The organism is Salinivibrio sp. MA607 (assembly GCF_001996245.1).
In the GTDB taxonomy this organism is placed as follows: domain Bacteria; phylum Pseudomonadota; class Gammaproteobacteria; order Enterobacterales; family Vibrionaceae; genus Salinivibrio; species Salinivibrio costicola.
In genome coordinates this window covers 25,640-50,827 of the sequence record NZ_MUFJ01000014.1, presented here as the reverse complement: position 1 = coordinate 50,827, position 25,188 = coordinate 25,640, and the positions used below count along the sequence as shown (strand labels likewise).

The 25,188-nt window shown below is 47.7% G+C and carries 24 protein-coding genes; 7 read left to right on the top strand and 17 right to left on the bottom strand.

What is annotated here, in order from left to right; translation table 11 throughout:
• Nucleotides 1-64: 64 nt before the first annotated feature.
• From BZG81_RS08450 to cspE, 8 genes are all read right to left on the bottom strand, one after another.
• Nucleotides 65-1,594 (bottom strand): bifunctional GNAT family N-acetyltransferase/carbon-nitrogen hydrolase family protein, encoded by a 1,530-nt coding sequence (locus BZG81_RS08450; protein ID WP_021024028.1) that lies wholly within the window; start codon nt 1,592-1,594, stop codon nt 65-67.
• A 118-nt stretch (nt 1,595-1,712) separates the two neighbouring features.
• Nucleotides 1,713-2,348, bottom strand: a complete 636-nt coding sequence (locus BZG81_RS08445) for a LysE family translocator (protein ID WP_077677163.1) — start codon at nt 2,346-2,348, stop codon at nt 1,713-1,715.
• A 182-nt stretch (nt 2,349-2,530) separates the two neighbouring features.
• A complete protein-coding gene (locus BZG81_RS08440; RefSeq protein WP_021024030.1) occupies nt 2,531-3,958 on the bottom strand; it encodes an aspartate kinase in 1,428 nt (475 codons plus the stop codon).
• 76 nt (nt 3,959-4,034) lie between these two features.
• On the bottom strand, nt 4,035-4,424 hold the full coding sequence (locus BZG81_RS08435; RefSeq protein WP_021024031.1) for an ectoine synthase: 390 nt from the start codon (nt 4,422-4,424) through the stop codon (nt 4,035-4,037).
• Between the two features lie 35 nt (nt 4,425-4,459).
• Nucleotides 4,460-5,737 (bottom strand): diaminobutyrate--2-oxoglutarate transaminase, encoded by a 1,278-nt coding sequence (gene ectB / locus BZG81_RS08430; protein WP_021024032.1) that lies wholly within the window; start codon nt 5,735-5,737, stop codon nt 4,460-4,462.
• An 11-nt stretch (nt 5,738-5,748) separates the two neighbouring features.
• On the bottom strand, nt 5,749-6,306 hold the full coding sequence (gene ectA, locus BZG81_RS08425) for a diaminobutyrate acetyltransferase (protein WP_021024033.1): 558 nt from the start codon (nt 6,304-6,306) through the stop codon (nt 5,749-5,751).
• A 310-nt stretch (nt 6,307-6,616) separates the two neighbouring features.
• Nucleotides 6,617-7,618, bottom strand: a complete 1,002-nt coding sequence (locus tag BZG81_RS08420) for a bacteriohemerythrin (protein ID WP_077461415.1) — start codon at nt 7,616-7,618, stop codon at nt 6,617-6,619.
• Between the two features lie 169 nt (nt 7,619-7,787).
• On the bottom strand, nt 7,788-7,994 hold the full coding sequence (gene cspE, locus BZG81_RS08415) for a transcription antiterminator/RNA stability regulator CspE (protein ID WP_025744354.1): 207 nt from the start codon (nt 7,992-7,994) through the stop codon (nt 7,788-7,790).
• A gap of 584 nt (nt 7,995-8,578) precedes the next feature.
• On the opposite strand from cspE, the gene BZG81_RS08410 reads away from it, so the two are divergent.
• On the top strand, nt 8,579-9,532 hold the full coding sequence (locus BZG81_RS08410) for a slipin family protein (protein ID WP_021024036.1): 954 nt from the start codon (nt 8,579-8,581) through the stop codon (nt 9,530-9,532).
• A 9-nt stretch (nt 9,533-9,541) separates the two neighbouring features.
• Nucleotides 9,542-10,033 (top strand): NfeD family protein, encoded by a 492-nt coding sequence (locus BZG81_RS08405; RefSeq protein ID WP_077661412.1) that lies wholly within the window; start codon nt 9,542-9,544, stop codon nt 10,031-10,033.
• A gap of 333 nt (nt 10,034-10,366) precedes the next feature.
• Here BZG81_RS08405 and BZG81_RS15710 read toward each other — a convergent pair whose 3' ends face one another.
• Entirely contained in the window at nt 10,367-10,540 is a 174-nt protein-coding gene (locus tag BZG81_RS15710) for a hypothetical protein (protein ID WP_164837586.1), read from the bottom strand.
• 280 nt (nt 10,541-10,820) lie between these two features.
• On the opposite strand from BZG81_RS15710, the gene metC reads away from it, so the two are divergent.
• Nucleotides 10,821-12,014, top strand: coding sequence for a cystathionine beta-lyase (gene metC, locus BZG81_RS08400; protein WP_077677162.1), 1,194 nt, complete (start codon nt 10,821-10,823; stop codon nt 12,012-12,014).
• 137 nt (nt 12,015-12,151) lie between these two features.
• On the opposite strand, the gene BZG81_RS08395 is transcribed toward metC, so the two are convergent.
• The 4 genes from BZG81_RS08395 to BZG81_RS08380 form a co-directional block, all read right to left on the bottom strand.
• Nucleotides 12,152-13,387 (bottom strand): quaternary amine ABC transporter ATP-binding protein, encoded by a 1,236-nt coding sequence (locus BZG81_RS08395; protein ID WP_077461411.1) that lies wholly within the window; start codon nt 13,385-13,387, stop codon nt 12,152-12,154.
• Nucleotides 13,380-14,276, bottom strand: a complete 897-nt coding sequence (locus BZG81_RS08390; protein WP_025744837.1) for an ABC transporter permease — start codon at nt 14,274-14,276, stop codon at nt 13,380-13,382. Before BZG81_RS08390 ends, BZG81_RS08395 begins: the two co-directional genes overlap by 8 nt.
• 64 nt (nt 14,277-14,340) lie before the next feature.
• Nucleotides 14,341-15,336 carry an ABC transporter substrate-binding protein gene (locus BZG81_RS08385; RefSeq protein ID WP_077677161.1) on the bottom strand — a complete coding sequence of 332 codons (996 nt, stop codon included), beginning with the start codon at nt 15,334-15,336 and terminating at the stop codon, nt 14,341-14,343.
• Between the two features lie 167 nt (nt 15,337-15,503).
• Nucleotides 15,504-16,043, bottom strand: a complete 540-nt coding sequence (locus BZG81_RS08380) for an isochorismatase family protein (protein WP_025744899.1) — start codon at nt 16,041-16,043, stop codon at nt 15,504-15,506.
• 160 nt (nt 16,044-16,203) lie between these two features.
• On the opposite strand from BZG81_RS08380, the gene BZG81_RS08375 reads away from it, so the two are divergent.
• The gene (locus BZG81_RS08375; RefSeq protein ID WP_077677160.1) at nt 16,204-17,073 is read left to right on the top strand and encodes a DMT family transporter; all 870 of its coding nucleotides are present in this window, start codon (nt 16,204-16,206) and stop codon (nt 17,071-17,073) included.
• 32 nt (nt 17,074-17,105) lie between these two features.
• Here BZG81_RS08375 and BZG81_RS08370 read toward each other — a convergent pair whose 3' ends face one another.
• Nucleotides 17,106-18,089, bottom strand: coding sequence for a lipid A deacylase LpxR family protein (locus BZG81_RS08370; protein WP_077661410.1), 984 nt, complete (start codon nt 18,087-18,089; stop codon nt 17,106-17,108).
• 138 nt (nt 18,090-18,227) lie between these two features.
• Between BZG81_RS08370 and BZG81_RS08365 the strand changes: the two genes are divergently transcribed.
• The 3 genes from BZG81_RS08365 (at nt 18,228) to viaA (ending at nt 22,441) form a co-directional block, all read left to right on the top strand.
• A complete protein-coding gene (locus BZG81_RS08365) occupies nt 18,228-19,058 on the top strand; it encodes a sulfurtransferase (protein ID WP_077661409.1) in 831 nt (276 codons plus the stop codon).
• A gap of 259 nt (nt 19,059-19,317) precedes the next feature.
• Entirely contained in the window at nt 19,318-20,985 is a 1,668-nt protein-coding gene (locus tag BZG81_RS08360) for an ATPase RavA domain-containing protein (protein ID WP_077576698.1), read from the top strand.
• Nucleotides 20,972-22,441 carry an ATPase RavA stimulator ViaA gene (gene viaA, locus BZG81_RS08355; RefSeq protein WP_077677159.1) on the top strand — a complete coding sequence of 490 codons (1,470 nt, stop codon included), beginning with the start codon at nt 20,972-20,974 and terminating at the stop codon, nt 22,439-22,441. Before BZG81_RS08360 ends, viaA begins: the two co-directional genes overlap by 14 nt.
• A gap of 46 nt (nt 22,442-22,487) precedes the next feature.
• Here viaA and BZG81_RS08350 read toward each other — a convergent pair whose 3' ends face one another.
• The 3 genes from BZG81_RS08350 to BZG81_RS08340 are packed head-to-tail and all read right to left on the bottom strand — an operon-like array spanning nt 22,488 to nt 25,183.
• On the bottom strand, nt 22,488-23,282 hold the full coding sequence (locus BZG81_RS08350) for an ABC transporter ATP-binding protein (RefSeq protein WP_077677158.1): 795 nt from the start codon (nt 23,280-23,282) through the stop codon (nt 22,488-22,490).
• The gene (locus BZG81_RS08345) at nt 23,279-24,190 is read right to left on the bottom strand and encodes an ABC transporter permease (RefSeq protein WP_077677157.1); all 912 of its coding nucleotides are present in this window, start codon (nt 24,188-24,190) and stop codon (nt 23,279-23,281) included. Before BZG81_RS08345 ends, BZG81_RS08350 begins: the two co-directional genes overlap by 4 nt.
• A 24-nt stretch (nt 24,191-24,214) precedes the next feature.
• The gene (locus BZG81_RS08340) at nt 24,215-25,183 is read right to left on the bottom strand and encodes an ABC transporter substrate binding protein (RefSeq protein ID WP_077677156.1); all 969 of its coding nucleotides are present in this window, start codon (nt 25,181-25,183) and stop codon (nt 24,215-24,217) included.
• Nucleotides 25,184-25,188: the final 5 nt, after the last annotated feature.

The following is a 25,188-nucleotide window of genomic DNA, read 5'->3' as shown; positions in this document are numbered from 1 at the left end:
GATAGACACGAATCATGCTCTCTTGGCGTCTAAATGGCCCTTGCCTGAGTCACCGGGCTTTGGCTTATTCTTGGCTTAAATGACTGGCATAGAGCTTAGGCCTGCGGTGCTTCAAGTTGGTGACTGAGCCTCGTTCATGCAGCATTTTGAGTTTATCAAGGTCAACATCCGCGAAGATCATCATCTCCGTGTTTGCGTTCGCCTCTGCGAGTGTCGCATCGTGAGGGAAATACACATCAGACGGTGAAAAGACCGCCGACTGGGCATATTGAATATCAACGTTATCGACACGGGGCAAGTTGCCGACACTACCACCAATAGCAACATAACATTCGTTTTCAATTGCGCGAGCTTGAGCGCACAAACGGACTCGAAGATAACCATTTTTGGTATCTGTCCAGAAAGGAACAAATAAAATCTGTACCCCTTGCTCGGCAAGGATCCGCCCTAACTCTGGGAATTCCGCATCATAACAAGTAAGAATGCCAACGCGGCCTGCGTCGGTTTCGATAACTTTTACTGTATCACCGCCATCGATCACCCAGTCTCGTTGCTCATGTGGCGTGATATGGATTTTGTACTGTTCGTCAATGCTGCCGTCTCGATGCATCAGGTAAGACACATTGTAGAGCTTGCCATCTTCGAGGACTGGCATACTCCCTGCGATAATATTGATGTTGTAAGTCACCGCCAGCTGAGAAAAGCGTTGTTTAATGGCTTGGGTAAACTCACTAAGAAAACGTATCGCCTCCACCGAGCGTTTATCTGGTGCAAGCCCCATTAACGGTGCACAGAAAAACTCCGGGAATAGGGCAAAGTCCGATTGATAATTGGCTAAAGAAGAAACAAAAAACTCGGCTTGGTTGAGCAGATCGTCAACGGATAACACGTGGCGCATCTGCCATTGCACAACCCCGAGGCGCACAATGGTTTTATCAATATCGTGCACCGATGATGCGTCTTCCTCATAAAAGAAGTTATCCCACTCCAATAATGTTGCGTAACCTGCGGATTTATCATCTTCGGGCAAATAACGATTCATTAGCCGTTTGACGTCAAAGTCATTAGACAGCTGAAACGAGAGGATAGGATCGTGAATCTCTTTACGTCTTACCTTGTTAATGTAGTCAGTCACTGACACATCGGTATGTTTGTGATAACCAGGAATGCGCCCACCCGCTAGAATTGCCTTTAGATTTAATGCTTGGCAAAGATCTTTGCGCGCCTCATAGAGACGACGTCCCAAGCGGTGCCCGCGGTAGTCCGGATGCACGAACACATCTAACCCGTAAAGCGCATCACCTTTCGCATCATGAAACACTACGCCGTCGTCGGTAATGATATCGCTATAAGTATGAGGGAGAGAAAAACGGTTGTAAGAGACTTTGAGTGTGAGGGCAGCGGCGACGATTTTACCGTTATCTTCAATGCATATCTGGCCATCAGGAAAGGCCGTTACCAGTTGCATGATCGTGCTTTTTGGCCAAGCACCGCCGACATCCGGAAAGACAAGGTCCATCAACTCTGCTAAGGGTTGATAATCGCTAACTTCTATAACACGCAAGTTAAGTAGCGTGGCGGTGTTTTCATCCATTACACGTTCTCCTATTGATAGCTGAGCGACCATTATGACAAAGTTTGATGTCTAAGTTCACGTTTGTTGATTGCTGGATTTTCATCTTTGCAGGCTTACCGCTTCGCTGCGGAGCTCGCTATACAGATAACTGCTGAGTAAAAAGCCAAATAGCCAATAATGCAAAGACGATGGCCATAATTTTGTGTTGATAGCTTTGAATGTGGGTGTTGGTCAGCATCTGATTACCAAGTTTACCTACGATCGCGACCAGTATGACATTAAACGCAAGGCCGAGTGCATTAAGTAGAAGGCCGAGCGTTAATAGCTGAGTGCTCGATGATGCTTGTATCTGCTGTGAGATAAACTGCGGCAAGAATAAAACAAAAAAGAGTAACGCTTTAGGGTTGAGCAGGTTCGTCATCACGGCACGCTTATAGAGATAGCGCCCCATTTTTTGTTGATACTGTACCGCTTCGCTTTCAGCAGGTGATGCTCTCCACGTATCAATACTCATTTTGAGTAGATACGCTGCACCAACATACTGGAGAACCGTTAACGCAATCGGGGACATTGCAATCACGGCTGAAACGCCAGTGGCCGCTAATACGGTAAGAATCAGTCCAGAGGTAGCGTTGCCTAAACTCGCGGCAACACCGACCCGTCGACCATAGCTAAGACTCGCGCTAATAATCAATAACATATCTGGCCCGGGGACGAATAGCAGCGCGGCAACGGCTGTTAAGTAAACAGGAAGCAAATTAGGGTCGATCATAAACGAGGAACACTTAACCAAATAAAGTGCGGCATTTTACCTTCTATCTAGGCATTATCAATAATGATTAAACATTAGGCTGGTGGTTTATAAGGGTAAGCTTGCCCAACTACGCGAAAAATGCGCATAAAAATGCCCCCAGGTTGGAGGCATTTTCAAACTCACAATGTGTTGCTGCTAGGTTATGCAGCACGCACTGTCGGTTTTGGTGCGGGCTTTTCAATAAAGCAAGCGTGTAATGCACAGATAGCGGCATGGTAATACTTATCAAGGACAACGTATTGCACATCCACATCGCGCATTGAAGAGTGAGCCGCTTTAGGGTTGATCTCCGCATCAAGTAGCGCAAGCATCCCTTTACTCATTGTTTGGTTTGAGTCGATACGGCTGCCGATAACAGAAATCAGTGCGACCATTTCACCGGTAATCTTCGCTTTTGGATATAGCTTTTCAACCCGATTGATGACCTTATCTTGGCTCGCGGTCTTACCATCTAAGTAGTAAGTAATGGAGTTAGCGTTCATCTCTTTACTGATTAGCTGAACGTTCTCTTCACGAATGATTTCCATCACGTCGTAACTGACTTGATCACAATGTCCGACCATTGATTGGTCAAAAATGTGTAGCGCAAGCACTTTGTCACGGCCAGCAATGATTTCGATCTCATTGTCCTTTGGACGGTATTTGTGAGAGATCACCGTACCAGCATGCTCAGGTTCAAAGGTATTTTTAACGACCAGTTCAATACCTACAGCGCGCATGCCAGAGGCCGCGTTAGGATGAATCGCTTCCATACCAAGGTTTGCCAGTTGGTCAGCCACATCGTAGTTGCTGAGGCCCATTGGCTGTACACGTTCAGGGCCGACAATGCGGGGGTCTGCACTGCTCAAATGGTATTCTTTATGAATCACGGCGCTGCTTGCCTTAGTCAGCACTGCAATTCGGCTAAAGGTCATTTCACTGTAGCCGCGGTCGTAGGTCTTCATCAGACCTTCATCACAGTAGACGTAGCCGGTAACGATGGGCAGCTCATTGCTGAAATCAATGTCGTCCATCGCATTGGCGATGACTGTATTGAGATCACCTTTGCCTTCATCCGGATTGTCCCAGCCAGACAGGTCGACAAATCGTGAGTTGATGCCAACACTTTCGAGGAGCAGCGTCGAGTTGTGTGCACTATGTGCTTCACCAATTGACGACAGGAACTCACGGACTTGCGGCAAATAGCTTTCCAGAGAAAACTGCCCATAGTTACAGGTTTCGAGTATGCCTTCGATACAGCTATGCGCTTTTTCCATTCGCTGGCGAATAAAATTATCGGCACGCTCACGAAAAACAGGGTCAGGGAACATGTTGCTATTAATCAATAGCATACGCTGTTCTAGCTCATCCATCGCATCGCGCCATTTTGGGTTGTTCGCGGCGAGTAAGCGATAAATGCCTGGTTTACCCGAACGCTTACACTCCAGCAATGCATCCGTGATGCCAGCGTAAGCAGAAACAACAAAAATTCGGTTATATGGGTTTGACGGGTACAAAAAGATGTTATCCATGACAGCGTCATAGGCTGACATCGACGTACCGCCGATCTTTTCAACGGTATGATTCATGTGAGCTCCTTGTGGGCTTTATGAACAAAAAGGTCGATTGGGTTTACAGGGGCAGCATCCCGCTGCCCCTTGACGGTTAATCGACTAATGGATAAACACCGTTTTCATCGTGTGTCTCTTTCCCTGTGATGGGCGGGTTGAACACACAGGCCATGACCATATCAACACCTTTATTTGCGCGTAGCTGGTGCTCGTCATGTTTATCTAGAATATACAGCGTGCCGGGCTTGATTGGATAAACCTTGCCATCGTCAGTCGTTTCAATCTCACCCTCACCAGACATGCAATAGACTGATTCTAGATGATTCTGATAATGGATATGCGTGTCTGTGTTCGCATAAATGGTGGTGATATGGAATGAAAATCCCATGTTATCATCACGTAGCAACATGCGTACGCTTTCCCAATTTTCTGCGACCACGCGGCGATCACTGTTTTGACATTCTTCTAATGTGCGGACAATCATGATTGTTCCTTATTATTTGTCTATTCGTTATGTCTTTATGATGCTTTTTTGAGCTTCTCTTTCTTGTACTGCTCAACGGACTTAACGAAAATTTGTAAGCCTTTCTCCATTTCAGCTTCACTGACGGTCAGCGGAGAGAAGAATTTAATCACTTCGTCTTCTGGGCCGGCTGTTTCGATGATCATGCCATTATCAAAGCACAAGCTGGTTATGTCGTCGGCAATATCACCGTTCTTACAGGCAATACCCTGCATCAATCCTCGTCCTTTGATGATCTCAAATAAGTCGCTATTTTTAGCAAGCATATCTTGCAGGACTTTGTTGAGCTGATCCGCACGCGCTTGAATATGGGTTTGGAACTGATCATCTAGCCAATAGGTTTCGATGGCTTCGGCAGCGGTCACAAAGGCATGGTTGTTACCACGGAATGTACCGTTATGCTCACCCGGTGCCCATTGATCTAGCTCAGGTTTGAGTAGAACGACTGCCATAGGTAAGCCGTAACCACCAATTGATTTGGACAAGGTCACAATATCAGGGTTGATGCCTGAAGGCTCAAAGCTAAAGAAAGTCCCCGTACGCCCACAACCTGCTTGAATATCATCGACAATCACCAGGATATCGTGTGCTTTACAGATAGTTTGTAAGCGTTGTAACCATTCATTAGATGCGGCATTTAAGCCACCTTCACCTTGAACGACCTCAAGTAATACAGCGGCAGGTTTATCACCACCGGTTAAACCGCTTGAAGCGTCATTAAGCATCGTCTCAAACAAGGTGAGACCATCAACGTTCGCATAGCCGTCATACGGAATACGCGTGACTGAATTATTGACTGGAATACCGCCGCCACCACGATGGTGATGGTTACCTGTCACCGCGAGTGCACCATAAGTACAACCGTGGAAGCCATTAGTAAAAGAAACAATGTTTGAACGCCCAGTCACTTTGCGAGCTAGCTTCATTGCCGCTTCCACAGCGTTGGTACCAGTAGGGCCTGTGAATTGGAACTTGTAGTCCAAACCACGTGGGGCCAAGATGTGATTTTTAAATACTTCGAGAAAGCGTGCTTTCGCCTCTGTATACATGTCTAGGCCGTGTGTAATGCCGTCTTTCTCGATATACTCGATCAGCGCTTTTTTCAGCGTCGGATTATTGTGTCCATAGTTCAGTGAACCAGCGCCGGCTAGAAAATCAAGGTAGCGCTTACCGTCTACGTCAGTCATCCAACAGCCTTTTGCGCTCTCAAATACAACGGGAAAGTTGTTGGCATAACATTGAACATTTGATTCCTGCGACTTAAAGATATCCATAACTCATCCTGTTATTTTTTGAGTGGAATTCGGAAAAGGTATTCGGTGTCGTGCTCACCGTTGAAATGCTCTTGTTCATCAAGGAACACTGAGCGTTGACCACCAGAGCCATAGAGGCGGTCTACCTTTTTAAACAGCGCCCAAGAACCGGCGTTGTCTTCTGTGATTGTGGTTTCGATGAAGTGAACGTTTTGCGCGACTTTGCGAGCCAGTAGCGCCTCAATCATCGATAGGGCAAGCCCCTCACCACGTGCTTTTGGCGACACCGCAACTTGCCAGACGAAAAAGGTATCTGGCTGCTCAGGGCGGATATAACCGGAGATGAAGCCCTGCACATCGCCTTCTCGCTCTGCAACAACACACGTTTCTTTAAAATGCGTCGCCTGTAAAAAATTACAGTAAGCGGAGTTCACGTCTAGCGGCGGGCATTGCGTGATTAGTCGATAAATGTTGCCACCATCGCCGATGGCAGGCTTACGAAACACGAACTGCGTGTTAGATTTTGTCTGTTTACGGTCGAGTACTTCAGAATCCAGCACTGCCGTATCTGTCGTTTTTGATCGCCACATAATTGTTTTGTGCTCTAACGAATTCGCTTTATATAATAGGCGATTGATTTGGTTTATCAACCCCAAATTTTTGTGTTCGGCCTGTCAATAACAATTAAGTTAATGATTTATATGTATATTTATATTGTTAAATTTTTTATTAAAGTAAGTGTTTCGAGGCGTAACATTTACTGGCCTAAAGGYGTGGGCAGGTTCCCAATCGATACGATGGTTTGCTAAACAGACTGCTTTTGCTGTCTAGTGGATGGTAAGTTGTGGATGTAGGGCAGACTCACAGCGCTGAGCAAGGCTGTGAGTCGGGACGCAAGTATTAAAGACCTTGTACCAGGAAGTCGCGATATTTCGTGTCTTCGTGAACCACGTGATGAATCCACCAATAGCGTAGAAATTTAAAAAACTCGGAGCGATAGAGCGTGGGATCGGCCTGGCACTGAAGCAGTACATATTGAGCCTGTCGCGCTAGGCGTTGATGGATGGCTGCATGCTCTTTGTATTTGGGGTAGGCGCGTGCTTCAAGAATATCTTCTTCTAGCAGAAAGTGCGAAGCGATGTAGTCACGGAAACGTTGAGCTAAGGCATCGAAGTCAGCTTTGTCATCATCATCGTGATGGTAAGCAATGGCCTCGTAGGTATCGTTGATAATAGCCAACAATTGCTTATTGCTGTTATCCAATTCTTGATGACCGACTGTGTACTTCTCTTGCCAGCGTATAAATTTGCGATCTTTGGGCTCACTAGAGGGTTGCGGTGATGCCTTTACATCTCCTAGTGTATCAGGCGCTATCGGCGTCTCTTCTACAGGTTCGGTGATGCATTCGATTTGCTGTTGTTCTTCTTCCGTAAACACAACCGCACCATTGTGCTCGAACTCTGTCGATTTGGCCGGGTCAGACTGGTACATCTCGAAATAGAACTGTGGGGGTTTTTTCGCCTTGGTATGTTTGGACAGTTGCTTGACACGATTTTCAAGGTCTTGCTTTTTAACAGGTTTTATCATGAACGCGTCAACATCAAAGCGGATACACTCGCTGATCACGGCTTTAGAAGCGTTTGCGGTCAGAATAATGATGGGTGTGTCGTGGCGTAGATGATAGCGGCCACTTCGCATGAGACGCAACATTTCTAAACCATCGATAGGATCCATTTGTAAATCGGTAATGATAAGGCTCGGCTCGTCATGATAGGCGCGAGATATCGCCTCGGCGCCGTCTGCTGCGGTGATCACTGATTTAATACCGAGTGCCTGTGCCATTAATCCAATCGTGTCTCGGATCATCTCATGATCGTCGACAATCAAGCACGGAGATAGCATACGTCCTCCTGACAATATGATGTACTCACAGCCTAGTGGATAGCAACAAGAGCGTCTACTCGCATAGGGGCTGAATGCGATATCAATGTGGCTTAGTGTCATAACTTTAAATGACAGGTATAAAAAAAGGCGCTCTGATGAGCGCCTTTCTTCTTAAATTTGGTTTGGCTTACAGGCGAACGACGTTCGCAGCCTGTGGGCCTTTTTGACCTTGCTCGATATCGAACTCAACCTGCTGGCCTTCTGCTAGTGTGCGGAAGCCTTCACCAACGATAGCACGGAAGTGAACGAATACGTCTGGACCGTTCTCTTGCTGGATAAAACCGAAACCTTTCTCTTCGTTAAACCACTTAACGGAACCATTAGCTTTGGACATGGTGTCTCCTGAATATATTAACTAGGTGTTGCAGTGACGCGAGTGCCGTTAATCGACTCTATGGGCAAATGTAGCGAATATCTTCAGGACAACTAACTTTCCAGCCTAACGGTGGGGTGTTTCGATGTATCTATATTCAATTGCTGCATAAATTTCCGATTATTAAAGCTCAAAAACAGCTTCAACAGGACTACGCGTTGTTTGCGCGTTAGTTTGCTCATTTTTTGACACTGTATGTCAAGGTGTCAACGGTAATGAGCACCGCCAACCAACACGGTTGAACAGGTCTAAGAGTACACCCAAAAAAAGATAAGGTAAAATCCTTTTTCCAATGATATGGCCATCGTTGCGACAGGCTTTTACAAAAGTGGGATCACGCTCAGAGAGTCATGTCGTTCAATCGAGATAAAAAGAGGGGAAAAAGCGATCTGAGTGAGACGAGTGTCAAATTTACCATCGTTATCTGTCTTTCTACACTGGCATTGGCGTATGCTTAAACTTCAGGCATGCAAGCGTTGTCGTCATGTCTGAGTCATTGTCACCCTCTATCAGCGTCGTGTTAACGACAGTCATAGGATCCCTTAATGGATAACGTTTTTTTTGAAATATCGAGTTTTATTGGCGTATGGATAGTACTGGCGATCTTAGTGATTGTCGTACTGCGCAGTGCCATTACGTTTGTGCCACAAAATACTGCCTATGTGGTTGAAAGGTTTGGTAAGTACTATAAAACAATGGAAGCTGGGCTCAACGTCATTGTTCCCTTTATCGACCGTGTGGCGTATACACGGACTTTGAAAGAACAAGCCTATGATGTGCCTAGTCAGTCTGCGATTACGCGTGACAACATTTCGTTGGGTGTGGACGGTGTACTCTATATCAAAGTGCTTGATCCCTTTAAAGCCTGCTATGGCGTGAATGATTATGTCTATTCCGTCACGCAACTTGCGCAAACCACCATGCGTAGTGAAGTAGGTAAAATGGAGCTGGATAAAACGTTTGAAGAACGTGAAAGCTTGAACATTGCCATTGTCTCGGCCATCAACGAAGCGGCTCAGCCTTGGGGTGTACAAGTGCTTCGTTACGAGATAAAAGATATTGATCCTCCACGGTCGGTGCTCGAAGCAATGGAGCGTCAGATGAAGGCCGAACGTGAGAAACGTGCCGTGATCCTTGAGTCTGAAGGGGCTCGTCAATCAGATATTAACGTGGCAGAGGGTCAGAAGCAGTCACGGGTTTTAGCGGCAGAAGCGGAAAAAGCGGAACAAATTCTGAATGCGGAGGGTGAAGCGCAAGCCATTCTAGCCGTCGCTCAAGCTCAAGCCGAAGCGCTTGAAATTGTCGGGACACGAGCTATCACCGAAGAAGGTCAAAAAGCGATTCAGCTTGATTTAGCAGAGAAAGCAATTCGCGCGAAACAAGCAATTGCCAAAGAGTCGTCGGTCGTCTTGTTGCCTGATTCGGGCACGGGAGCTGCGAACGTGGTTGCAGAAGCGATGACCATCATTGAATCGCTCAACAAAACAAAAAGCAGTTAGGGTAAGTACGTGAGTCACTATCTTGCAGAGTTAACTATTATCATTGGTCTACTGTTGTTAGCTGCTGAAGTTTGGCTGCTCGGTTTGTCAACGATTGTCTTATTAGCAACCGGGTGTGCTGCGGTTTTAGTTGGGTTACTGGCCATGATTGGGGTCTTGCCCGAAACCGTGACCGCATTGTTTAGTGGTACTGGCATCGGCGCAGGATTACTTACCTTAGCGCTGTGGCGACCGCTTAAACGGTTACAGCATAAAGAACGTAGTCCGGACAATCGTCATAGTGACTTTATTGGACTGACCTTCGCTCTGACTTCACCATTAAGTCGCGAACAACTGTCGTCGGCCAAGTACTCTGGAGTGACATGGCAATTGCAACTGAGTGCTAACGCAGGGGATATTATCCTGCAGCCTGGTGAGCAAGTGAAAGTGATCGGTGTGGATGTAGGCCGGTTTACTGTTGAGCCCGTTTTATCGTCACCTGAGGGTGAAGCAGAAAATTGAGGATTAAAATCGGACGCGCTGAAACGTAAGCGCAGCGCCAATAAAGCGTGGCCATAACAAACAAAAAGCTCGGGAAATCCCCGAGCTTTTTTTATGCTTATTGCTTAACTAAACGTGGCTTAGGCTTGCTTTAGTTGCTTTTTCAATTTTTTCAGCTTGCCTTCTTGTTTCGCAACTTTTGCTTTGGTTTTCTTGATCGATTTTTTCAGATCTTTCTTTGATACTTTCGCCATGATTTTCTCTCCTCAAATATAGATTGCCGAAGCGTTTGCCACTGCAATACAGCTTCAATGCTGTGGTCGGGTACCGGCAAGTTGCACCGTAAACTGGATGTTATGATTCTTTTTTTGTTTCGTGGTCTTTTAAAAATTGTTTGATAAACCGTCTGACTTCTCGAGCCGCTGAGGTATCAAGCTCGTCACATGTTTGCAGAAACGCATCACGTTGCTCACTATTGATTCTTATCAGTAATTGGCTGTCTTTTTTAACTTTTTCTTTTTTTGCCATATTTTTTAGCCTATCAATTAGATATACAATGTATATACACTTACATTGTGTTTCCAGTCAAATAGATAAAAATGTGATCTGTTTAGTGTTCGAACTAAAATGCGGAGTGGGTAGTCATCAATCTAGACACGCTTCGCTAACCGCGATGGCTTAGCGTTTAGCGCGAAGACATATCGTTGAATCGATAGATAGAAAATTACAATATGGACGTCTAAATGTCTTTACTGCTTTTGGCGAAACGCTTAGGCTAGAGATATGGGCAACATAGGATGAGTGAGCCATGGAAAAGAAACAAAATCGTACGCAGCTAATCCATGCTGGACGCCAAAAATGCTACACCTTAGGCGGGGTTAATCCAGTCGTACAGCGCGCTTCTTCAATCATTTTTGATTCATTAGCAGAAAAGAAACACGCGGTTGCAAATCGTCACCAACAAACGCTGTTTTATGGCCGACGAGGTACGACCACTCACTTTTCGCTGCAAGACGCAATGACAGAGCTTGAGCAGGGAACAGGTTGTGCGTTATTTCCGTGTGGCGCGGCGGCGATTGCTAACAGTATTCTCGCATTTGTTAAAACGGGCGATCACATACTGGTATCGGGTTCGGCGTATGAGCCTACTCAGGACTTTTGTGAGAAAATACTGGCCGACATGCAGATCGAGACCGAGTATTTTGACCCACTTGAAGGTGACGAGATTAGTCATCGTATCAAGCCGAATACACGTATCGTGTTCTTAGAGTCACCCGGATCGTACACCATGGAAGTGCACGATACGCCAGCCATTGTGCGAGCGGTTCGCAATCGCGCCCCAGATGCTGTGATCATGATGGATAATACGTGGGCGGCAGGTCGCTTATACCAGCCGTTAACACAGGGTGTCGATATTTCTATTCAGTCTGGCACCAAGTACATTATTGGTCATTCAGATAATATGCTAGGCACCGCCGTCGCCAATGCGCGCTGTTGGCCAACGCTGAGAGAGCGTGCCTACTTGATGGGACAAACCGTTGATCCTGACACTGCCTACCAGGCGGCGCGAGGACTGAGAACGCTCGATGTACGGCTAGCGCAACATCAAGAAAATGCGTTACATGTTGCCAACTGGCTGAATGAGCAGGCTGAAGTGGCGAAAGTGCTTCATCCCGCATTCACTGATTGTCCGGGGCATCGCTATTTTGCCCGTGATTTTAGTGGCAGTAACGGACTGTTCTCATTCGTTTTTAAGGAACGTTTGTCCGATACACAATTAGAAGCATTCTGCGACTCTATGAAGTACTTTAGCATGGCTTATTCATGGGGAGGTTACGAGTCTTTGTTACTTGCCAATCAACCCGAACAGCTTAATCGGATCCGGCCCGTGGCTAAAGTGAGTTTCAGTGGGACACTCGTTCGACTGCATATTGGTCTCGAACAGGTGGAGGATTTAACCGCTGATCTTGCCGCTGGTTTTGAACGAGTGAATAAGACGTAATCATATCTATTTTCGAAACACCTAGCTCCCGGACAACAGGGCGCTAGGTGATCACGATTCGCTATTTCGTCGTCACGTCTGAAACTGATCGGTCAGCTGGGTTAATGCGCCCCTATAGGTAGGGCGCATTGATATAATTAGCTCGCTTTTTGGGGCGGGTTTGTGGATAACGTTTCGGTCGCGCTTTTTCCTGTTTCGCTGAGAATGTTGGCAACAGTCTGTCGTGAGAGATGCCCGATAAGCTCCCCATGATCGTCGAAGACGGGCAGTGGCCATTTCGACTCCAAGGTATCTGGAATCACACTCTCGAGCAAAGAATCTTGATCAATCGCGGGAACATCCTCAAGTAAGCTAGCCTCGATATGGCCACTTGGATCTTTGTCACTCAGCGTTTTTTGGCTCAAGGTACCTTGGTAACCCTCCTCGGTAATGTAGTAGCCATAATTAACTTTTTGATGGCGCATCTGCTGAATGGCATCACCAATTGTGGTCGCACTGATACGACAGATTTGTGGCTGCATCACGGTTTCAACGGTTAGGGCTCGAGCACGGTTCACGTCTTTAACAAATGCTTCGACATAGTCGTCTGCTGGTTGAAGTAGAATATCAACCGGCTCACCCACTTGTACCAGCTTACCGTCCCGTAAAATGGCAATACGATCACCAAGACGTAACGCTTCGTCGAGATCATGGGTAATAAAGATAATCGTTTTATGCAGCTTTTCTTGTAGCTCAATGAGTTGGTCTTGCATCTCACTGCGAATGAGCGGATCCAGTGCAGAAAACGCTTCGTCCATCAATAGGATCTCCGCATCCGTACACAAGGCCCGTGCTAAACCGACGCGTTGCTGTTGCCCACCGGATAACTGGGCAGGGTATTGGTCAGCATAGCCCTCTAAGCCAACCGTAGAGAGCCACTGTTGAGCCTTTTCATCTCGCAGTGCTTTGGCTTCTCCTTGAATGCGAAGACCAAAACCGACGTTTTCTTTGACAGTACGGTGAGGAAGCAAGCCGAATCGCTGGAAAACCATCGACATTTTATGACGACGAAATTGCTGCAACTCTTTTTGTGAGTACTGCATTATATCCGTGCCATCAATGCGAATTTCACCTTCTGTCGGATCGATCAAACGATTGAAATGGCGAATCAGTGTTGATTTTCCTGAGCCAGATAAGCCCATGATGACGAACACTTCACCGCGCCGAATAGACAGATTGATGTCACTAAGTCCGATAGTATGTCCTGTTTCTTGTAGCAATGCGTCTTTGCTTTTACCTGCTTTAACATCGGGCATGAGCTTACGCGGATGGTTGCCAAACACTTTGTAAAGACCGTGAATTTCGATCAAGGTGTTCTGCTCAGAATCAGTCATGATCACCTCCTTTTAAGTGCTGCTGTGATCGCTTGGCATAGCTTTGCGAGACGCGATCGAAAATAATAGCAATCACGACAATCGCGAGGCCATTGAGCAGGCCCAAGGTGAAATATTGGTTAGTGATCGATTTAAGAACGGGTTGACCCAAACCAGAAACACCGATCATCGAGGCGATCACGACCATGGCGAGTGCCATCATAATCGTTTGGTTAATGCCGGCCATAATGGTGGGCATTGCCAGTGGTAGCTGAATCTGAAAAAGGCGCTGAACGCCATTGGCGCCATAAGCAGTCGCTGCTTCAAGCACATCTTTATCGACCAGCCTAATCCCAAGGTTCGTTAAGCGGATGACCGGTGGAATGGCGTATATCACGACGGCAATGACCCCCGGAATTTTACCAATGCCCAGTAACATCACGACAGGAATTAAATAGACGAAAGCGGGCATGGTCTGCATGATATCAAGGAGTGGCGTAACCACCGCTTGGGTCCGATTGGACTTCGCCATCGCAATCCCGATAGGTACACCGACACCTATCGCGACAAGCGTACAGACCAAAATGATACTCATGGTGCTCATGGTATCTTCCCACATCCCTAAGTAAGCAATCAGAGTGAAAGAAACAACCACAGCCGCAGGGAGCTTCCAAGAGCGACTGGCGAGATACGCGATACCGGCAAGTACGGCAATCACCAGCCACCAAGGTGTGGCAAGGAGTAAGTCTTCGAACCAAACAAGAAAGTGGAGGAGGGGGTCAAAAAAGGCTTCGATACCTTCGCCATATTCGCGAGAAAAATTCCGATAGGCACCATCCAGTGTTTGTCGGATGGTGAGCAGATCGCGCCTGCTCATTTCTGGCACATCCGTTAGCCATGAAGTCGCCATTGTTATTATTCCTATACTGCTAAAAGAAATCCCGCACAGTGGCAATACTGTGCGGGTTATTGAGTTACAACGCGTCTTTTACCTTGCTCGCCACCTCATTTGGCACCCACTGGGTCCAAATGTCTTCATGATTAATTAAGAAATTGATCATCGCATATTCACCGTCAGCCTGGTTATCTTCCATCCATGCCAGTAATCCATTCATCTGGTCGTTGGTAAAACCACGATTTTCTATATAGGCCATGGCCTCGGGAGCTCGTATAGCAAAGCGTTCTGTCACGACAGTCTCAACATCAGCGGCTGGATACATTGTTGCTTTCGACGTTATGCACTCGTCAGATGTAATACATGACTTATAGTGCTCGACATCCGTACCCGTTTCGAAATCGACTTTAACCATTTCATATTTGCCTAACACGGCCGTCGGTGCCCAGTAGTAACCAAACCAAGCTTCTTCGCGTTCATAAGCTTTGGCAATGGAGCCGGCTAAGCCAGCACCGGAGCCAGGGTCGACAATTTCAAAGCCACTGTCGGCGAGATCCAATGCTTTAAAATTATTTTCCGAGGTAATTTGGCAGCTCCATCCCGCGGGACATCCGTAAAAGGCTGCTTTTGACGGATCTTCGGGATGAGGGAAAAGATCGGCATTGGCTTTAACGCCCGAAATGGTTTTAAGTTCGGGGTGCTGATCGATCATGTATTTAGGGACCCAAAATCCCTCTTCGCCGCCTTCAACAAAGGCTTGTCCTGCATAGCGTATACGTCCTTCGTCAATACCTCGCTGAAGGCCTTCACGCATGGAGTTACTCCAAAACTCCGGTGCAATATCGGGCTCGCCTTTTTCTATCATGGATGTGCCGGTTGGCATGGTATCACCAGGTACGAGTTCAGCATCACAGCCGTAGCCATGCTCTAAAATAAACTGATCAATGTTGGCAATCAGGCTCGCTGAATTCCAGTTCATATCGGCAATCGTGACGTTGCCACACCCATGATCATCGGCACTGGCCGGGACTGCAGACAGCGTTAATAGGGCTGCAGAGAGTAGTCGTTTGTACATAGTGCTTCCTTTCTCTTTTATACATTCGTCATGAATAATATTAGACCACTAATGAAAATGTTAGCGCCTACTGTGCGATCTATATCTCATAAATACTGGATATTTTAGGAGTATACGTATTCAACCCCTAGATCTTCACGCCCATTACTTAGAGATCTATTTGCTTTCTACTTGATTAACGTTAAAAAAGATCGAAAGTCTGAACCGCCGGCTGCTTGTTGCCACTCAAACAACAAGGCTTCGACCAAAGTGATCCAGGCGCCATGTTGCTGCATCATTGCAATTCCGGTGTGGTAATGAGACGCGTCACAGGATGAGGTTGCATCCGTGACTAGGTGAACGTGATAGTGGGCTCTGAGTAGATCGCAGGCTGTTTGATAAACACAAATATGGGTTTCGATGCCACATAGGATGACTTGTTTACGGTTAAGATCATCGAGTCGTTTTTTAACATCGGGGTTTGCGTAAGCACTAAATGTCTGCTTGGCAATGGGCGTATCCGTTGGGATTAACTCAGCCAAACTCTCAGTGGTCGCGCCGAGCTTATCGGGCAGTTGCTCGACCCACACCACGGGCACATCAAAGTACTGACAGGCACGCATTAGTTGGGCCAGCTTTTGGTGTAGTGCTTCGCTGCCTGTTACCTTTTGTGCCAGTTTGCCTTGTACATCAATCAACAAAACGACCGCATTCTCAGTATTGATCATTGTTTTATCCCCCTGTTTTATCACGCAAATAAGCATAGCACCTTCTCGCTATGACGTTGTCTTTTTGAGCACTAATACATTTTTCTTACTATTAAGATACTTGATGTCAACTAACATAACAGCTACTGTATCTTTACGTGAAGATATATAGAGAAAGGTTATGCATTATTTTATCGCTATTCTTGCTCCGATTTTTTGGGGCAGTACTTATTCAGCGGTTGCTCTGTTCCTGGGGGACCTTTCCCCTTATTGGATGGCAGTATGGCGAGCATTACCAGCGGGCCTGTTAATGCTGATGATCAGTCGACGTGGTTTACCTTTAAGTTTGCCGAGAATGCTTGCTGTAAGCTTTTTTAATATCGCAGCTTTCTTTTTACTGCTTTTTATTGCCGCTTATCGGCTACCCGGTGCTATCGCTGGGACTTTAGGCGCGACCTTACCTTTGGTACTGATGCTGCTTCAGTGGTTAACAGAAGGGAAACGGCCTCAGCCTAAACTACTTGGGCTGGCGATTTTAGGGCTTTTCGGCGTGGTATTATTATTGAATCCATCTTCCAATATCGATTGGATAGGGGCCGGTGCCATGTTACTTGCCACATTTTTTGTTGCTCAGTCGACACTATGGATGAAGCGATGGGAAGCGAAAGACATTTTTGGATTAACCGCTTGGCAGTTAGTCCTTGGTGGCATCATGCTTATTCCTTTTGCTTGGCTCTTTGCGGGGCCGCCACAGGCGATAACCATGGAGGCCGTACCAGGACTTGCTTGGGTTATTTTACTCAATACTGCTGTCGGTTACTGGGCCTATATTCGCTCGATCACTGTACTTGGCCCAAATCGTCAATCTATCATTATGTTTCTTAACCCGCTTACGGCGGTAACCCTTGGTGTACTGTGGATCAATGAAACGTTACAGCCGTTACAGTGGTTAGGTATTGCGATGATTTTAGCGTCATTGGTGTTGATGAAACTCACGGATAAACGAAAGAGTCAGTCGCTTAAACAAGCCGTTGCCGCCACACCTCGATAGTGGCGACGGAAAGCGAAACGAGAGTATGGATGTTAATACCGATAATGCACGGTCCAAGATACGTAGCTATAGGTGTCATCGGTAGCTTGCTTATAGTCTTTCGTGTGTACAACAACACTGATATCTGTGCCCCAGCGAGGCTGGTAAAATGCTAGCCCGGTAGCGGCACTTGCTTGCCAGTGGGTCATATCGATGTCGGCATTCTCTGGCGGTTTATCGCCATTGATGGTGATGTCATTGGCCCGATATCGGCCTTGCATCGCGGCATAAAAGAATGCGCCCTGTTCGCTTGCGTCGAACAAACGGCTGTCTAAATGGCGGCCTGGCTCGAAGCTAATGCCGCCAAAGGTATTAGCCAGATCAAGACCAATACGATAACTCAATCCTGTAGAGAGTTCGCTGCGGAAGTTCCCGATATCGGCACGTCCAGTCACTCCCCATTCTTGGTTCTCGCTACGGTGCAGGAGCTGGTGGCGTTCATAAGCAAACTGCGCCACTGGCGTGTTTTCTACTTGGTAGTCCCATCCTTTTGGGTCGGGCGAGTCGATGAGGTCATGAACGTAAGATTGTCCTTCTTCAGTTTGCGATGCGGGGCCAACCATTCCGAGCATAAATGACCACTTATCGACCCGTTCTGATGTCTGCTGATAAATGCCAGGCTCGATAAAAATCAAACCGGCATAGGGACGTTCATTGGGATGGGGCGTTTCCCATTCAATATCGTTGGGCGTCCACATCATTTGTCCAACATCGATGCTCCAGCTTTGGCGTGCTTGTTCGTTAAGCGGTAGCTGTTGAGCAAACCAACGAATGGGCGTGACAGCGGTGGTGGTGACATCATCGGACCAATCCGCATGCCAGTGCGCATAAACACCACTGGTGTATTGATTATCAACGCCTAACGGACTGTCGTTTTCAATTGTTACACCGACCCCCGCGCTAAAAGCCGCTGTGGGTGCTAGTAGCAGTGTGGGAAACAATAAAATAGCGCCTGAGATCACGCGAGATGGCGTCATTCATATCCTCATTGAGTTGCATCTTTAGTGCGAGGCTTTCAGTATGAGTAAAAAATTAGGCTGATACTAGATAAGATAAGTCAATATCTTGTGAAAGTGTTGTCATCCGCCAATCAACGATGAAAAGGAACCGTCAAAATGTCAGTGTTTGTAACCCCTGAATGGCTCGCTCAGCGCCTCGATACCGTCGTTCCTGTCGATGCTAGCTGGTTTATGCCAGATGTATCCCGAGATAGCTTCCAAGAGTGGCGCCAACGGCGTATTCCGGGTGCCGTCTACTTTGATTTCGATAATACAGTCAAAGATCAATCCTCCTCTTTACCTCATATGTTACCGGATGAAACGAGTTTTGCGCGACATATGGGAACGCTAGGTATTGCCTCGCAAGACACGTTAGTGGTCTATGACACGCAAGGCTTATTCTCTGCCGCTCGCGTGTGGTGGATGTGTAAAGTGATGGGCCATCGGGATGTATTTATTCTTGATGGCGGACTACCTGCTTGGATGGCATCAGAGGGGCTGATAGATAATACACCGCCTCAGCCGCGTGTCGAGGCAACTTACCACGCCGATTTTAAAGCGTATCGTTACATTGATGGCGACACGCTGGCCGAAAAGCTGGCCGCAATCAATGTGATTGATGTCCGTCCTGAAACACGATTTTATGCACAGGTGCCAGAGCCTCGAGAAGGTATACGAAGTGGTCATATGCCCGGTGCTATTAACCTACCTTTTAGCGAATTAACCGATCCGCGCGGTTTTGTGATCAGTTCAGACATCGCACGTAACATCGTTTTACCTCACCTCAGTGATACACGTTTGAACGTAGCAAGCTGTGGTTCAGGCGTGACGGCTTGTATCTTAGCCGCGGTGGCCGAGCACTATTTTGCTTATCCGCTTGCGGTGTATGACGGCTCTTGGACGGAGTGGGGCGTCCATCAATCTTGGCCTGTTGTCCGGGAAGATTAAAATCTATGCAAACGCGAAGGCGGTAAGTGGCAAGATTGACTTGATAGTGATCTATGTCACTATCTAGCTGATGCGCTAATGATATATCAATACATAAAGTMATATTAAGTTACACATTAGGCGGTTTTTTGCGCACAAAAACCGCTAGCGAATGGCAAAGTAGTGGAATCTTGCCATGGTTAAAGAGCAGTGAAGCTTTTTACCGATTTTAATCAAATGCGTTAACGATGACACCTAGCCACAAATAGCGGAGTGCCACTTGTCTCAAAACCTTGCCACCGTCAGCCGTCGCGCGCTATTACCCGAGCGTATTGCAAGCCTTATTGATGCTCTATCTAGTGGGGTATACGAACGCGAGCACACTATCAAAATGTGTCTATTGGCCGCACTCGCGGGTGAAAGTGTGTTTTTACTCGGCCCGCCAGGCATTGCCAAAAGCTATATTGCGAAACGTTTGATAGAGGCGTTTGATAACAGCCAATTTTTTGAATATTTAATGACGCGCTTTTCGACACCGGAAGAAGTGTTTGGCCCGCTTTCGATTCAAGCGCTAAAAGATGAAGGCAAATACGTACGCCTAACCGACGGCTACCTACCCAATGCTGATGTGGTATTTTTGGATGAAATATGGAAAGCCGGACCTGCCATTCTTAACACTCTTTTAACCGTTGTGAATGAACGCACCTTTAAAAACGGTGAGCATGTTTATCCTGTCCCTATGCGGTTGTTAGTGACCGCGTCCAATGAACTGCCTGATCCCGATAGTGGCCTTGATGCGCTCTATGATCGCATGTTACTCCGCGTTTTCGTCAATCGTATCCAAGAGAAGAAAAACTTCAAACTGATGCTTACCGAGCCCAGCCAGGACGAAGTGGCGGTGGCCGATAAGTTGAAAATTAGCCATCAAGAATATCAGGATTGGCAGACCATTATTCCCACCTTGGGTCTGCCGGATGCGATATTCGAAAAACTCTACACACTAAAACAGCGGGTAGAAAATGCCGGCAGTGAACAATCACAATTCGACCCAAGTGAACTTTATGTGTCCGATCGCCGGTGGAAAAAGGCGGTGCGTTTGCTAAAAGCGGCCGCTTTTTTCAATGGTCGTGATGAAGTCGCCCCATTGGACTTATTGTTACTGGAAGACTGCCTATGGCATAGCCCAGAATCGCGTGATGTGGTGAAAACCGTGATGCAGGCATTTGCCAAAGAAGTTCTGTTCGATCAACAAGAAGTGCTTGCCTTGCTCGATGACGTCAAAGTGGCGTTAGAAGATATTGAGCAAGACACAGCTGAAGCGCTGACCTATCGACAAGACACGGCCAACGCTGGGCTCACGCGCAAAGCGATGATTGACTTGAGCCAGTCGCCTCGCTTCACGGTCAACCAAAGTCGAGATTTGGTTCGTTTTGTTCTACTTCGAGCCAACCCATCGGTTTCAGAGCAAGAAAAAGGTGACAGTCGTTGGGTGTATCTTGATGCGGCTGACATTGAGAAAAAGTTGAAAACAGGCAGCACAGACTTGTATGGCTATGTGAATAAAAATAATCACCTGTGCCGGCTCACTCTGGAGTGGGATGCGCAGCACGCCTTAGTCATCAAAGACATTGCTAATCGGCCGGTGCCTATGGCCCTGGTGGGCGTGAACGATCCGAGCGAGGAACAGCTGGCCACATGGACACAACAAACAGATCATGCGCTTGAACAATTGCAGCATGCGCAGTTTTTAATTCGTCGCGCGCGCAGTCAGCTCAATGCTGGGTTGCCCCATTTATTTGCGCAACCGGATCTGCTTGAAACCGCGTCAGCGAGTTTGGTCGACGTCGAACATGAGGTCAAAACGCAGATTAATAACCTAGAGCGCCAAGTTAATCGTTTAGCGCGCTTAGGTGAGTTCTTCTCAGGAGCCAGTGATGCTGAGCGCTGAGAGCCTGAACATGGGGTTGATGCTCGCCGAGTCTGGGTTACTGGATGCGGCGATGACAGAGTTGATGTCTCATCCCCAGTTACTTGTGTTGACAGAACGAAGCCCAGCGATTAAGCGAGCAGTAAAAAAACAGCTTCACCGCTGGCGGGGGCAAACAAAGCGCAAACTGGTTCAACAAGGGTTGTCAGCCTCTCTGAAGCAAGAAATTCAATACTACGAGCAGGCCACCGAAAAAACCGCGCGCGCGTTTGAAAAAGACATTGATACTTTACTAAGCCAATTAAAATCTGTTTCTTCTTTCTATCCGCAGGCAGAAAGGCTCGCAGCCCATCAAGCTCAACATGCTGATCCTATGTTTCAGTCGTACTTTTGCAACAAATGGCACGCGCATTTAAAAGCGGAAATACAAAAAAACCAGTCCGACAGTGTTGAAGCACAAAAACAAAAATTACTCGACGATCTCTATCGCCGTATCTCGACCTATCAAAAAATGAATGGCGTGGATCAATCGGGTGATATCAGCAAAGTGGGGCGGCTATGGGATATGGCGGCCAGCTCGCTTTCCCAGCAAGACGTCACCTTACTTAAACGGTTTATTACTTTTTTAGAGAAGAACCCAGAGCTTCAGGCGATTGCCGAACAGTTAGGGCGAATGGCAAACCATGTTGATGCGCAAGGGCCCAGCGAGCAGCCGACGGAAACGCTAAAAACCGTGCCGGAAAAGCAAGTTGATGTCCCTGATGACATCACCGGCATCTGCCAAAGTGATCGTGTTGACCGTCTCTTACCCAATGAGGCGGTATTGCTGGCTGATCCTGCGCTCGAGGTTGTTTTTTATAAACAGCTTGTCGATAAACAATTGCTGAATTATCAAATGACGGGCCAAGCCCATCGCCGGAAAAAAGTAGAGACGTACGCACCCAGTCAATCCAAGCCAGAGCAAAAAAAGGGACCTTTTATCATAGCCGTCGATGCCTCAGGCTCGATGAGTGGATTCCCAGAGCAATGCGCCAAAGCACTCGCCTATGTATTGATGCGGATTGCCGCGACCGAGCATCGTGATTGTTACGTGATGCTTTTTTCCACTGACCATATCAGCTATGAGCTGACCGGTGAGCGCGGTTTGCAAGAAGCGATGAGCTTTCTTTCATATCGGTTCCACGGCGGGACAGATATGGCACCTGTGATCGAAAAAGCGCTTAATCTGATGGCCGGTGAACGCTATCAAAACGCCGATCTAGTGGTGGTGTCGGACTTTATTGCTCCTAAGCAGTCCGAGACGATGATCGAAAAGATTGATGCATTGAAGTTAAAGCAAAACCGTTTCCATGCGGTAAGCTTATCCAAATATGGCAACCCTGAATTAATGGCCATGTTCGATCACTGTTGGCGTTACCAGCCCTCATTAGGAGGACGCCTGATTAATCAGTGGTGGCCGAGCAAAAATAAGTCATAGAAAATAGATGACTAGGCGCTTATATAACAGCAAGCGCCGTAGCAAGTTAACCGAGCAGCAAGCTGTCGTCGGCGAGGGTTTCGCCGCGCACTTTGTTGAACATGTCCAAAAGATGTGGCACGTCCATATTTTTGCGCTCATCACCATGGACATCTAGCACAATGTGACCTTGGTGTAGCATTACGGTTCGATCACCGCATGCCAGTGCGTCTTTCATCGAGTGCGTGACCATCATGGCAGTGAGGTTAAACTCATTGACGATAGTTTTGGTTAAATCAATCACGAACGCGGCCATGCGTGGATCCAGAGCGGCGGTGTGTTCATCGAGCAATAAAAGCTTGCTGTCTGACAGGGTGGCCATCACCAAACTTACGGCCTGACGCTGACCTCCAGACAGCAGACCAATGCTATCCCCTAGTCTATCTTCCAAACCTAACCCCAAAATCGCAATGCGCTCTTGGAACAATTTACGACGTTTACTCCCAAGCGCACGTGACCAACCGCGCCCTTTACCTCGCCGATAAGCCAGCGCCAAGTTTTCTTCGATGGTTAACGACGCGCAGGTACCCGCAAGTGGATCTTGAAATACGCGTGCGGCAAGGGTGGCGCGCTGATGCACAGCCTTCTTGGTCACATTAATATCGTCAATCATAACTTGGCCGCCAATCATCGGCGTTTCACCGGTGACGGCGCCCAGTAAGGTTGATTTGCCTGCGCCATTGGAACCAATGATGGTGACAAACTCGTTTTCGGGAATGGTTAAGCTTACGCCGCGCAGAGCACGGTTTTCGAGGACGGTCCCTGGATTAAACGTGACCTGAATATTGTTCAGCGAGATCATCCTGACACCTCCGCCTGTTTTGCGCGTTTGGACTTTTGATACTGTTGGCGCATTTTGGGAGCGATCAATGCCACGGCAACCAGCACCGCGGTAACCAAGTTGAGATCAGAGGCTTGAAGACCAAACATGCCACTCGATAGTGCAAAGCCGACGGCGAGGCGATATAAAATGGAACCCAGAATCACCGCCACAACGGCGACCCAGACTTTACGTCCAGGCAGTAATGTTTGTCCGAGGATCACGGCGGCGAGACCGACGACAATGGTCCCTACGCCAGAGGTCACATCGGCAAAACTATTGGTTTGCGCAAATAATGCACCGGCAAAGCCAACAAAGGCATTTGAAAGGGCGAGACCAAAATAGGTGTACATCGCCGTGCTGCCGCCTTGTGCTTGAACCATTCGCGCATTAACGCCCGTTGCGCGTAACCCCAAGCCAAAATCACTGGCTAATAAGCGGACCACGAGTAGCCCACTGATAATCACTAATACGCCCACGACTAAGGGACGCAAATAGACGGGGGCAATACCGAGTGATTCAAATGGCGTTAGAATAGTTTCCTCGCCGAGTAAGGCAATATTGGGTCGCCCCATAATACGAATGTTTACCGAAAATGCGGCAATCATGGTCAAAATACTGGCGAGCAAGTTGAGGATGCCGCACTTTACAGTGAGAAAAGCAGTGACTAATCCGGTGATGCCGCCAGCCAAAATCGCCATTGCGGTCGCAAACCATGGGTTGTAACCCGCCACGATCATAGTAGCGGCAACGGCGGCGCCCATCGGGAAACTGCCGTCAACCGTTAAATCAGGAAAATCGAGTACACGAAAAGTGAGATAGACACCTAGCGCAACCAAGCCATAAACTAGGCCGACTTCTAGGGTGCCGAAAAACGCAATTGCCGTCATTTACTACTCCTAGATTGAGCCTAACTACTCTACGATTCGTGAGGCGCGATCCAAGATAGAAGCTGGCACGTCGATCCCCAACTTGTCTGCAGCCGAACGGTTCACGGCTAAGTCAGACCCTTCCGCAACGTTGGCAGGCAGAGATGAAATCGGCTCGCCGTCTAAGATGGCCGCAACATAGTCCGCTGTTTGCTCCCCGACGGAGTAATAATCAAAGCCAAGTGCAACGACCGCGCCATTGGGGATATAGGACGTCGATCCACCTAGAACAGGGGTATCTGCTGAGTTTGCAGCGGCCACTAAACCATCAATCGCACTGGCAACAGTATTGTCTGTTGGCGCATAGATAATATCGGATTGGGTGGCAACAACTTGCGCAGCAGATTGCACATCTGCGCTTTTCAATGCCGTGCCTTCGATCACTTTTATCCCGTGCTCTGCTGCCGCGTCTTTTAACAGATCAACCAATGTCACTGCGTTCGCTTCACCGGGGTTATAAACCACTCCAATCGTCGACAGGTTGGGAAGCAGCTCTTTGGCCAGCGCCACATGCTGGGCAACAGGAGAAAGATCAGATAAGCCGGTGACGTTACCCGTTGGCGCAGCCATATCTTTCACTAATTTGGCGCCGATAGGATCTGTTACCGCCGTAAAAATGACGGGTACGTCGCGTGTTGCAGCCGCGAGCGCTTGCGCTGATGGTGTCGCGATACCGACTAAGACGTCAGGTTGTTCTCCAACATATTGACGCGCAATCTGCACCGCAATTGCTGGATTACCTTGCGCAGTTTGATATTTAAACGACAAGTTGTCCCCTTGGATATATCCTTTCTTCTCCAAGCCATCAAGCAGACCGTTGCGGGTCGCGTCAAGAGCGGGGTGCTCAACGATTTGGGATACGGCGACGCGAGCGGTCTCGGCAAATGCGAATGGTGCATGCCCCAGTGATAGGACCGCTGCACATACAACGGCAGCAATTTTAAGTGTTTTCATGGTGA